General features: G+C 72.5%; 6 protein-coding genes. 1 reads left to right on the forward strand and 5 read right to left on the reverse strand.

Annotated elements, in window-relative coordinates; genetic code table 11:
- Nucleotides 1-61: 61 nt before the first annotated feature.
- Together Aiant_RS12630 and Aiant_RS12635 are read right to left on the reverse strand one after the other, a co-directional pair.
- Nucleotides 62-3223 carry an AfsR/SARP family transcriptional regulator gene (locus Aiant_RS12630; protein ID WP_189336522.1) on the reverse strand — a complete coding sequence of 1054 codons (3162 nt, stop codon included), beginning with the start codon at nt 3221-3223 and terminating at the stop codon, nt 62-64.
- A 434-nt stretch (nt 3224-3657) separates the two neighbouring features.
- A complete protein-coding gene (locus Aiant_RS12635) occupies nt 3658-4377 on the reverse strand; it encodes a 4'-phosphopantetheinyl transferase family protein (RefSeq protein WP_189336523.1) in 720 nt (239 codons plus the stop codon).
- Between the two features lie 326 nt (nt 4378-4703).
- On the opposite strand from Aiant_RS12635, the gene Aiant_RS12640 reads away from it, so the two are divergent.
- The gene (locus Aiant_RS12640; RefSeq protein WP_189336524.1) at nt 4704-5465 is read left to right on the forward strand and encodes a thioesterase II family protein; all 762 of its coding nucleotides are present in this window, start codon (nt 4704-4706) and stop codon (nt 5463-5465) included.
- Nucleotides 5466-5578: 113 nt separating this feature from the next.
- Here Aiant_RS12640 and Aiant_RS12645 read toward each other — a convergent pair whose 3' ends face one another.
- From Aiant_RS12645 to Aiant_RS12655, 3 genes are all read right to left on the reverse strand, one after another.
- Nucleotides 5579-8341, reverse strand: a complete 2763-nt coding sequence (locus Aiant_RS12645; RefSeq protein WP_189336525.1) for a helix-turn-helix transcriptional regulator — start codon at nt 8339-8341, stop codon at nt 5579-5581.
- Between the two features lie 145 nt (nt 8342-8486).
- Nucleotides 8487-9680 (reverse strand): FAD-dependent monooxygenase, encoded by a 1194-nt coding sequence (locus Aiant_RS12650; protein WP_189336526.1) that lies wholly within the window; start codon nt 9678-9680, stop codon nt 8487-8489.
- A gap of 142 nt (nt 9681-9822) precedes the next feature.
- Complete coding sequence (locus Aiant_RS12655; protein ID WP_189336527.1) at nt 9823-11397, reverse strand: MFS transporter; 1575 nt, start codon at nt 11395-11397, stop codon at nt 9823-9825.
- Nucleotides 11398-11740 lie beyond the last annotated feature (343 nt).

Below are 11740 nucleotides of genomic sequence, written 5' to 3' on the forward strand. Positions count from 1 at the left end.
GCAGTGAGCGCCTGATGGCGGACGTGACACCCGGACCGGCCGGCCGGGGTCGTCACGAGGATCAGATGTTGACCGCAGCCGGTTTTCCCGGCATCTCTAAGCTCAGCGACCCGGGGTCGCGGCCCACCGGATTGTCCGCGGCCGTGTACGCGTCACTGAGCAGCCCCAGCACTCGTGCCTCCAGTTGCGGCACCGAGATCGCCCGGAACAGTCCCAGCGAGCGATGCAGGTGGACGACCGCCTGCGGCGGATTGCCGACAGCCATCGCCAGCTCACCGAGGACCATCGAGACCCGGGCCTCGACCATTCTCTCCGCCGCGGTGACGGCCAGTTCCATCGCCTCCCGCAGCGCTTCGGCGGCCTCCGTGAACGCGCCGGCCCGCAGATGAGCGGCACCCAGTCCTTGCAGCGCGTACGCCTGCCCCACCGGATCGCCCAGCTCCCGCACCACGGTGAGCGCCTGCCGCAGCACCTCGATCGCGGGTTTCGCCTCGCCCGCCTGCAGGTGCGTCTCGCCGAGCCGGTGCAGCGCCTGCGCCTCGACCCGGCGGCTGCCCGAGCGCCGTGCGTAGTCCAGCGCCTCCGGCAGCAGGGTGCGTGCCGCGTCCAGGTCGCCCTGCTCCAGCTTGACCTGGGCGAGGCTGTGCAGCACGTACGCCACGGCCACCAGGTCGCCGCCCTCGCGGAACGTCTCCAGCGCCCGCGTGTAGTTCTCGGCCGCCTCCGCGTACCGGCCGGTCATCCGGTCGACGAAACCGACGTACCGGCTGACCATCGCGCGGCCCAGCGGGTCGCCGGCCCGCAGGAACAGCTCGTCCGCCGAGGCCAGCAGCCGCAGCGCCTCCGGGTACCGCTGCTCGCCGATGTGCAGTGAGCCGAGCGAGTACAGGATCGCGGCCTGCCCGCGCTCGTCACCGGCCTGCCGCGCGGCCTCCAACGCGATCTGGTGCGTCTCCCGCCAGTCACTCAGATAGATCCGCGACTCGAAGAGAGTGACCGCGGTCATCGCCAGGCTCCAGCTGTGCTTGGCCAGCCCGGCCTGCGCGGCCTGCCGGACCGCGGCGACGATGGTGAGCCGCTCCCGCTCGAACCACGGCAGCGGCGGGTCGACCAGCTGGCGGACCTGGCGGGCGGGCAGCGGGTGCAGCGGGGCCTCGGCGGGCACCCGCAGGAAGTTGCCGTACAGGCCGCGACGGGCCTCCTCGGCGAGGAACAGCAGCGCGCCGAGCGCCCGCTCCAGTGCGCGGTCACGCTCCTCCACCGGGTCCTCGGCGGCCAGCCGCTCGCGGGCGAACACCCGGATCAGGTCGTGGAACCGGTACTGCGCGTGCACCCCGCGGCCGTCGCTGCTGGTGGTCTCGATGAGCTGCGCGTCGGCCAGGTCGTCGAGCAGGTCCTGGGCGTCGTTGAAGCCGGTGTCCAGCAGGGCGGCCGCCACCCAGCCCGAGAAGTGCGGGAAGTCCAGGACGGTGAGCAGCCGGAACAGCCGCCGCGCGTCGTCCTCCAGGTGGTCGTAGGTGAGCGAGATGCTGGCCCGGATGCCCATCCCGCTGTGCTTGAGCTCGTCGAGCCGGCGGGCCTCGTTCTCCAGACGCTCGACCAGGTTGTCGACGCTCCACTGCGGACGCGCGGCCATCCGGGCGCCGGCGATCCGCAGCGCCAGCGGCAGGTGCCCGCAGAGTTCGGCCAGCTCGGCGGCGGAGTCCGGCTCGGCCTCGATGCGCTCCGCGCCGGCGATCCGGGAGAGCAGCTCCATCGACTGCTCGGGGTTGAACACGTCGACGTCGATGTGCACCGCGCCAGGCAGGCCGGCCAGCCGGCTGCGGCTGGTGACCAGCACCGCGGACTGCGAGGTGCCCGGGACCAGCGGGCGGACCTGGCTCTCGTCGCCGGCGTTGTCCAGCACCACCAGCATCCGGCGGTCGGCGAGCAGGGTGCGGTAGAGCTCGGCGCGCTCCTCGATCGGCTCCGGCACCTCGGTGCCGGGCACGCCCAGCGCCCGCAGGAAGCGTTCCAGCACCCGCATCGGACCGACCTGTTCGGCGTGCCGCCCGTGCAGGTCGGCGAAGAGTTGCCCGTCCGGGTAGCGGGCGGCGAGCCGGTGTGCGGCGTGCACGGCGAGCGTGGTCTTGCCGATGCCCGGCTTACCGGCCATCACCACGACCGGGACGGCGTACTGCGTCGCGTCGTCGGCGGCCAGGCCGAACTGGGTCTGGATCGCGTCGATCTGCTGGTTGCGGCCGGTGAAGTCGGCGATGTCGGTGGGCAGCAGGCAGGGCACCGGGGAGATGCCGGGCGCCGACACCGGTGCGGCGGAGACCGGCGGCGCGGCGGACGTGGGCGGCACCGGCACGATGGCCGGCTCGCGGATCTCCGCCACGATCGGGTTGGTGATCACCGGAGGGACCGGCGGCGGCACCGGGTCCGCGGGCGGCGGCGGCTCGGTGGCGGCGGTGGTGGTGAGGTGCTGGGGCAGGGCCAGTTTGGGATCGCCGGTGAGGATGGCGTGCTCCAACTGGCGCAGCTCCTCCCCCGGCTCCAGGCCCAGCTCGTCGATGAAGAGCCGGCGGCCGGTGCGATAAGTGTCCAGCGCCTCGGCCTGCCGGCCGGACCGGTACAGCGCGAGCATCAGGTGCTCGCGCAGCCGGGCTCGCAATGGGTGCTCGCCGACCAGGGCGGTCAGCTCGTCGATCAGCTCCCGGTGCCGGCCGAGCTTGAGCTCCAGCTCGATGCACTCCTCGGTGGTGGTCAGCCGCCGCTCGGCGAGCCGGTCGGCGGCGCCCTGCACGACCCGGCTCTCGATGCCGTCCAGGGCCGGGCCGCGCCACAGCGCCAGGGCCTGCCGGTACTGGCCGACCGACTCGTCCAGGCGGCGGAACTCACGCAACTGGCGGGCCTGGGTCAGGGCCTCCTCGTACCGGTTGAGGTCGAGAGCGCTCTCCGGGATCTGCAAGGAATAGCCCTGGGTACGGGTGACGATGGCGTCCGGGTGGCCGTGCGCCGCGAACAACCGGCGCAGCGCGGAGATGCAGATCTGCACCTGCACCCGGGAGGTCGAGGGCAGGTCGTCGCCGTACAGAGCCTCCATCAGCCGAGTCACCCGGATCACCCGGTTGGCCTCCAGGGCCAGGGTCGCCAGGATGATCTGCTGACGCTGCCCGCCGAGTTCCACCTGGCTCTCGCCGAACAACACCTCGAGTATCCCGAGGATGAGAATCTGCACGTGCGCCTCCTCTTGAGGGGTCGCGCGTCATGGTGATTGTTACAGCGTAATGATGCGCCGCGAGCTGGCAGCAGAGCAGGCCTGATGACCCCCGTATGGACCGAAGGCTATGCAATGGCCGGGGCGTGGCGCCACCCGCTCCGGATGTTCGATGTCCGACCTTCACACACTAAGAATTGGCCGGTCAACCCCTTGCGGTACCGACTGGTAACTGCGTTATGGATCCCCGTGTTCGATCCACCGCACCGGACGTGCAACATTCTTCACCTTCCCGCACCCGGCACGCCAGCCGCTGTCTGCCGGATTGCCGCCTGACCGTTCGGCGGAGCACAGTCCACGGTGGATCGGTGATCGCGGTGGCGCCCGGCACGGAAAGGGCGGGTCACCATCCGGAAAAGCGCCGATTCCATCGATCAGCGCCATTGTCACAACGGTTATCGAACCCCGCCGGCCTCGCGCACCCGGGACGGGCGGGCGGACACCGCCACCGGCACCACGATCGCGGTCAGGATCAGCCCCTGCTCCACCAGCCACCGGCCGGTGAAGCCGGTCAGCCGGCGGCCGCCGACCCGCGGGCCCACCACCAGCAGCCGCGCGTCGAAGACGCCGGTGGACGCGCCGGCCGAGCCGGGCCGCATGGTGACCACCGCGTCCTCGAAGTCCAGCCAGCGCTGCGCCAGCGGGAACCACGACTTGTAGACCGCCTCCTTGGCGCAGAACAGCATCCGGTCCCAGCGCACCTCGGGCCGGGCCTGGAGCAGCTCGGCCACGTGGGCCCGCTCGTCGGGCAGCGCCACCGACTCGAGCACACCGCTGGTGAGCGGCTCGTTCGGCTCCGCGTCGATGCCCACCGTGGTGATCTTCGAGTCGGCGGCCACCACCACGCCCCGGTAACCGGCACAGTGGGTGATGGTGCCGACCACGCCGGCCGGCCACAGCGGCTCGTTGAGCCGGCCGGCCAGGATCGGCGCCGGCGGCACGCCGAGGCGGGCCAGCGCCGCGCGGGCGCAGTGCCGGGCCGTGGTGAACTCCCGGCGCCGTTTCTCGATCGCCTTGGCGACGATGCTCTCCTCCTCGGGCAGCAGCGTCGCGTCCGGCGGGTCGTCGAACGTGTCGACTGCCACCACGTCGGCGGGAAGGATTGTCTCGATCATGATGTCCCCGCAGTGGCTCGGTGGGTCCTCGGGCAGATCTCCATCGTAGGGAGACGGAGACGGCCGGCGATATCACGGCGAGGGCTTTCACGGGCCGATGCGGGCCGCGGTAAGGGACATACCCGCGGATCTAAGGGGCCTCGGGTCGAGTCACGCAGCGTAGTGACCGGCGCCTGCCCGTACCACCCCTGTCCACCGGGCCGGAGCAGGGCAGGGGTGCCCGGCAGGGGTGGGTGAGCGGCGCCACTGGGGTGTACGCCCAGTGGTTGCCCAGCCTAGCTTCGGTAGTACCGGTTGACCTGCCCGATGGCCCTGGAGGCATCCCGATGACCCTGTCCACCGTCGACACCAGCCTGTGGTTGCGCACGTACCACCCGACCGACGTGGCGCCGATCCGGCTGGTCTGCCTGCCGCACGCCGGTGGCTCGGCCGGCTACTACTTCCCCGTCTCCCGGGCCCTGTCGCCGCGCGTCGAGGTGATCGCCGTGCAGTACCCCGGGCGCCAGGACCGCCGGGCCGAGCCCGGCATCGACTCGCTCCAGGACCTCGCCCGGGACGTCTACGAGCAGCTCCGCTCTCCCGACGACCGCCCGCTGGCGCTGTTCGGGCACAGCATGGGCGCCACCGTGGCGTACGAGGTGGCCCGGCTGCTGGAGGACGACGGGATCGTGCCGGCCCACCTGTTCGTCTCCGGGCGGCGGGCGCCGTCGCAGCACCGCGACGAGCGGGTCCACCTCCAGAACGACGCGGGGCTGGTGGCCGAGATGAAACGGCTCGACGGCACCGCGGGCGGCCTGCTCGACGACCCCGACGTGCTGCGCATGGTGCTCGGGGTGATCCGCAACGACTACCGGGCCGCGGAGACGTACCGCTGGACGCCGGGACCGGCCCTGCACTGCCCGATCACCGCCCTGACCGGCGACCACGACCCGAAGGTGACCCTCACCGAGGCGGCCGCCTGGCGCGACCACACGAACGCCTCCTTCGCGCTGCGCGTCTTCGACGGCGGCCACTTCTATCTCAACTCCCACCAGGCCGATGTGCTGGACACGATCCGGACGGCCCTGACCGAGGTCCCGCACCGCTAGGACCACCCAGCCAGACAAAGCGCGTGCCGCGCTCACGAGGCCATCGGCGCGTCGAACGGCCCGGACTCCACAGAGTCCGGGCCGTCCGCTTTGCCCGAGGGGGCGGGGGACCCTCAGGCGGTGGTGAGAGTCGCGTCCAGGTTCGCCGGCAGGTCACTGCGGCGAGTGACGTTCAATTTCCGGTACGACCTGGTCAGGTGCTGCTCCACGGTGCTGGTGGTGATGTACAGCTTGTCGGCGATCTCCCGGTTCGTGTAGCCGACCGCGGCCAGCGCGGCGACCCGGCGCTCGGCGTCGCTGAGCATCGCCGCGGCCCCGCCGACAGCGGTCGCCGGCGTGGCCTGCTCGCCGGAGTCCCACTCCGCCTCCTGCGACAGCGCCCGCCGCAGCGGGACGGCCGCGCAGCCCTCGGCCAGCGCCCGGGCCCGGTGCCCGATCATCCCGGCCCGGCGGGACTCGCCGAGCGCGTGGTACGCCTGCGCCAGGTCGGTCAGGGTGCGGGCCAGCTCATAGAGGTCGCCGCTGTTCTGGAGCAGGTCGGCGGCCTGGCGCAGCAGCATCGGCCGGTGCCGGGGCTGCTCGGTCGCGGCCAGCAGCCGCAGGCCGACGCCGCGTGCCCGGGGCATCTGCCCGGTGCACCGGTTGAGCTGCTCCTCGGCCAGCTTGCGAGCCTGGAGCGGGCGGCCCATCCGCAGGTACGCCTCGGCGGCGTCGGAGCGCCAGGCGACCAGGCCGGGCGCGTCCACCCCCCAGGCGCTCATCAGGTCACCGGCCCGCTGGAAGTCGCGCAGCGCCAGGCCGGGGTGGTCGGTGGCCAGGCTGTACCGGCCCCGGGCCTGGAGGTAGTGCAGGCCGTACCGGGTCTGGAACATCGCCTCGGGGACCGGCTGGTCGAGCTGCTCGCGGACGTCGTCGAAGTCACCCATCGCGACCGACGCGATGATCAGCAGGGACAGCGGGTGCCCGACCGCGACACCCCAGCTGGCCGGCGGCATGATCTCCAGCGCGGTGCGCGCGTAACCCGCCGCGCCGGCCAGGTTGCCCATCCGCACCGCGACCTCGGCGCGGACCACCGCGAGCCGGGCCTGCCGGCTGGGCGCGCGCCGGGTGTACGCCTCCTCGACGAACAGGTCGCACCAGCCGGCCGCCTTGTCGGCGTGCCCGGCGTAGGTCAGCGCCAGCAGCGCGCTCTCCACCGTGTCCAGGGACATCTCGTCGAGCCGGGAGCCGCGCAGGATCCGCTCGCACGTGTCGCCCAGGTCGGGACCCGGGTTGGAGCTGATCACCGAGGAGAGCGCCCGGGCGGCGGCCAGCCGGCGGCTCGCCGAGACGGTGGCGGCGGTGGCGTTGGTTTTCGGCAGGTGGGCGACGAACGGCGCGTACGTGCAGCGCAGCCAGGGGCGGGTGGCGGCCAGCTCGGCGGCGGTGTCCGGGTCGAGCTCGCCGCCCTGCGCGGCCAGGTGGTCCAGCACGTGCTCGGCGTCGCGGAACTGGCCGTGCCAGAGCAGCGCCTTGGCCAGCACGATCGCGTCGCTGCCGCGGAGCACGCCCTTGTCCAGCGCCCCGGTCAGCTCGGGCAGGTAGCCGGCCGACGTGCTCGGGTTGATCCGCCACTCGGCGCGGACCAGCGTGGTCATGATGCGCACCCGGTGCCGGTCGTCGGTGCAGGCTTTCCAGGCGAGCTTGAGGTAGCGGACCGCGGCCTCGACCCGGCCCTCGCGCAGTGCCTGCCGGGCGGCGTCCTCCAGCACGGTGACGCCCCAGCTCTCCCGCACGTCGCTGGCGTTGACCAGGTGCTCGGCCACCACCCGGGTGGAGGCGCCGCGGTCGTAGGTCAGCACGGCGGCCCGGCGGTGCAGCTCGGCGCGCTGCTCCTGGCGCACGTCGGCGAGCACCGCGGCGCGGGCCGCGGGGTGCCGGAAGGCGCCCATGCCGAGCAGGCCGGCCATGGTGAGCGCCCGGACGCTCTGGGCGACCTGCTGCGAGCCGACCCCGATCAGCGAGTCCAGGCTCTCCGGGTCGTCCAGCACCGCGACGCCCCGGGCCACCTCGAGCAGCCGGTCGTCGGCGCGGTGCAGGCAGGACATCACGGCCGCGGCGTAACCGTCGCCGGCGACCGCGTCCTCCGGCTCGGCGCCGGTCTCGGCCAGCGTCTGCCGGTGGTCCGCGATCAGGCCGTCGACCAGCAGCGGGTTGCCGCCGCTGAGCTGGTGCCAGCGGTCGGCGAGCCGGTCGGCGACCTCGGCGCCGGCCCGCTGCTCGGCGAACTGCCGGACGCCGTCGCCGGTGAGCGGCTCCAGGTGGATCCGGCTGCCCGAGCCGGGCCGCAGCAGGTCGGCCTGCCAGGCCGGCTCGCCGGCCGCGCCGAAGGTGCTGCGGCTGAACACCACCAGGAGCTTGGCCGGCCGGGCGCGGCGGGCCAGGTAGGAGAGGCAGACCAGCGAGGCGCCGTCGGCGTGCTGGACGTCGTCGACCAGCAGGGCCAGCGGGAACCGCTCGGCCAGCTCCAGCAGGACGGTGCACAGGCCGTGGATGATCTGGGCGTCCAGGTGACCGGCGTCGTCGCCGGCCAGCACCGCCTTGGTGCCCTCGAGAAGCAGGCTCATGGCCCGGTCCCGGTCGTCGGCGGGCAGCGGCGCGTCGTGGAAGAGCTGGCCCAGCAGGGCGAGCGGCATGTCCCGCTCGACCGCCGAGCCGGTCGCCGTGACCGCCAGCGCGCCCCGCTCGATCGAGCGGTCGGCGAGCACGTTCAGCAGCTCGCTCTTGCCGGTGGCGACGGTGCCGGTGACCAGGGCGGTGCGGCCGCGCCCGGCGACCGCGTCGGCCAGGAGCTCGTCGAGGCAGGCCAGGGCCTCATCGCGCTCGATCAGTCCCATGATGGACCTCCTGTCGGATCCCCGAATCCCGGCGGGCACCCCCGTGCCCGCCGGTGGCGACCGGACAACCCGGCGCCAGACACCACTGTCCGGCCAACCGCTATCGGGCCGCCTTCACGCCCTTATCGGCGGCCCGAAGCGCAGGTCAGGGGTGCTGCGACGGGGTGGGGTAGGCAGGAATCTCGATGGCGTTGGCCGCCTTGTGCAGCGGCGCCATCATCGCGGCCATCATCCGGTCGCGGCCGGGGAGCCGGGACATCACCCCGAGCATCACCATCGACATCTTCACCTGGCCGGCGCTGCTCAGCACCATCCGCTTGATGTTGGCCGGGCCGAGTTTCTGGTTGCGCTCGGCGAACGGGCGCATCCGGCGCTCGTAGGCCGCGAAGGCGGCCTCGTGGTCGCCACCGGCCGCGGCCAGCTCGCCGGCCAGCAGGTAGGCACCCACCAGCGCGAGACTGGTGCCCTGGCCGGAGGCGGGTGAGGCGCAGTGCGCCGCGTCGCCGAGCAGCACGACCGGGCCGGCCGACCAGCGGTCCATCCGCACCTGGGCGAGCCGGTCGTAATAGAGGTCGGGGGCGTCGGCGACCGCCTCCAGCAGCCGCGGCACCTCCCAGCCCTGCCCCGCGTAGGCCTCCTGAAGCGCCCGGCGCGGGTCGCCCTCGTCGATCCCGGCCGGCTCGGTGAACAGGAACATCGCCTTGGCACTGGTCTGGCCGGCGGTGCTGTAGACCAGGGTGGTGCGGCCGGGGCTGACATAGGTCAGCTCCTCGCGGTCGAGGCCGAGGTGGTTGGGCACCGTGCAGATGGCGACCCGATAGCCCATGTCGTGGACGAAGCCGGACTCCGGGCCGAAGGCCAGCTCCCGGGTGCGCGAGTGCACCCCGTCGGCGCCGACGATCAGGTCGAACGTCTCGGTGCGGCCACTGTCGAAGGTGACCGTCGTGCCGTCCAGCGCGGCGATCGCGTCGCCGAAGCGATAGTCCACCTCGTCACGGGTCAGGTCGAACAGCAGCCGGGTGAGGTCGCCACGGAGGATCTCCGCGTCGTGCTCCTCGCGGCCGCCGAAGGTGTCCCCGTTCATGCTGGCGACCCGCTTGCCGGTGCGGTCGACCACCGCGCCGCTGCGCACGTCGGTGCGCAGCTCACGGGCCTGCTCCAGGATGCCGGTGCGGCGCACCACCTCGAGGGCGGCGCCGCGGATGTCCACCTTGTAGCCCCCGTCGCGCAGGGCCGTGGCCCGCTCGACGACCGTGGGCGTGAAGCCGTGGCGGCGCAGCCAGTACGCCAGCGTGAGGCCGGCGACGCCGGCTCCGGAGATCAGGACCGTCTTCGTCATGCGTTCGACGATACACATGTGTGAGACGTTTGTGCAAGACGCTTGTTCCAGCACTCTGGACAGCTCTCGGAAACCCTAACGACGACCGGCCCGGATCGGGGGGAATCGATCCGGGCCGGCCGTGGTCCTCCGGGACGGCATGTCAGTTGCCCGCGATGGCGTAGTCCTCCTTCCCGGGGACCGGCTCGGCGGTCTCCGTCTCCGGCTCGGCCGGCGGCCGGGGCGCGTCGACGTGCCGCAGCGCGACCACCGCGAGGACGGCGCCCAGCACCATCAGCAGGGTGGCGAACAGCGCGGCCACGTGCATCTCCTGGACGAAGGCGAGGTGCGCCTTCGCGGTCAGCTCGGCCGCGGCCTGGGCGGGCAGCTTGGCGGCCGCCGCGACGGCGCCACCGAGCGTCTCCTGAGCCGACTCCGGCACGACGCCGTCCATCTGGCTGGTGTAGACCGCGCTGCCGATGCTGCCCAGCACCGCGACGCCGACCGCGCCGCCGAACTCCTGGCCGGTCTGGAGCACGGCCGAGGCCGCGCCGGCCTTCTCCGGCGGAGCGCTGGCCACCACCATCTCGGTGATCATGGTCATCACCACGGCCAGACCGGCGGAGAGCGCCACCAGGCCGGGGAGCAGGATCGCGAGGCCGTCCTCGACCGGCGTGAAGGTCACCGTGAAGAAGCCGGCCGCGGCCAGGACGAAGCCGCCGGCCACCACGTACGCCGGGCGGACGACCCGGACGACGGCGGTGGCGATCGGCACGGCGACACCGACCGCGAGCGTGCCGGGGATGGTCCAGAGCGCCGCGCGGAACGGGCTCAGACCCAGCACGGTCTGCAGGTACTGGGTGCTGAACAGGGAGAAGCCGACCATGCCGAAGAGCGCCACCAGGTTGATCGCGATCGAGGCGCCGTAGGCACGCTGGCGGAACAGCTTCAGGTCGATCATCGGGTCGGCGACGACCTGCTGGCGCCGGACGAACGCGGCCGCCAGCAGCAGACCGGCCACCGCCGCGGCGACCGGGACGGTGCTGAAGCCGTAGATCGCGATCCGCTTCAGGCCATAGATCACCGGCAGCACCGCGCCCAGCGACAGCGCCGCGCTGATCAGGTCGAAGCGGGGCGCGCCGGGCACCTTGAACTCGGGCAGCAGCACCGGGCCGAGCACGACCAGCAGCACCATCACCGGGACGTTGATGATGAAGACCGAGCCCCACCAAAAGTTGTCCAGGAGCAGGCCACCGAGGATCGGGCCGAGGGCGGCGCCGGCCGCCATGCCGCCGGACCAGGCCGCCACCGCGGTACGCCGCTGCGTCTGGTCGTGGAAGAGGTTGCGGATGAGCGCGAGGGTCGAGGGCATCAGGGTGGCGCCGGCGACGCCCATCGCGGCGCGGGCGGCGATGAACTCGCCGGCCGAGGACGCGTACGCGGCGACCAGCGAGCCGATGCCGAACGCGACGGCGCCGGCCAGCAGCAGCCGGCGACGGCCGATCTTGTCACCCAGGGTGCCCATGGTCAGCAGGAGACCGGCCAGCACAAACGCGTAGATGTCGACCATCCACAGTTGCTGGGCGCCGGTCGGCCCCAGTTCCGCGCTCATGGCCGGCAGTGCGTAGTAGAGCACCGTCAGGTCCATCGAGACCAGCAGAACCGGAAGCAGCAGTACGCCGAGGGCAAACCATTCCTTGCGGCCTGCCTTCGCCTGAAGTACTTCAGTTTCGGTCATGCCACAACGGTAGGAAAATCGGCCCAGAGGCGTCCAGAGCGACGATTCCAGGCAGGGGAACCAATCATTTGTTCAGGGGTCTCGGATACGAAATAGGGGTTGCCCTGCCCTCGTCAATGGGCTGGTCCGGCGGATAGGGGTATGTCCGGTGCGGCCACGCCAATAGCGTCGACCGCGGGCCGGTGTGGCCGTTTCCTTCTGATCGAGCGACGATTTCGCCGACCAAATGTGGGGTGTCTTCGAATGGACGAGTCCTTCGCCGCCGGGACCGGTACGCTCGCCGGCCGGCTGTCACCGCTGTCCGAGCCCGAGCGCCGCCGCGTGGCCGGCGACCTGGTGCGCG

Origin of the sequence: Actinoplanes ianthinogenes (assembly GCF_018324205.1) — a bacterium.
Lineage (GTDB): Bacteria > Actinomycetota > Actinomycetes > Mycobacteriales > Micromonosporaceae > Actinoplanes > Actinoplanes ianthinogenes.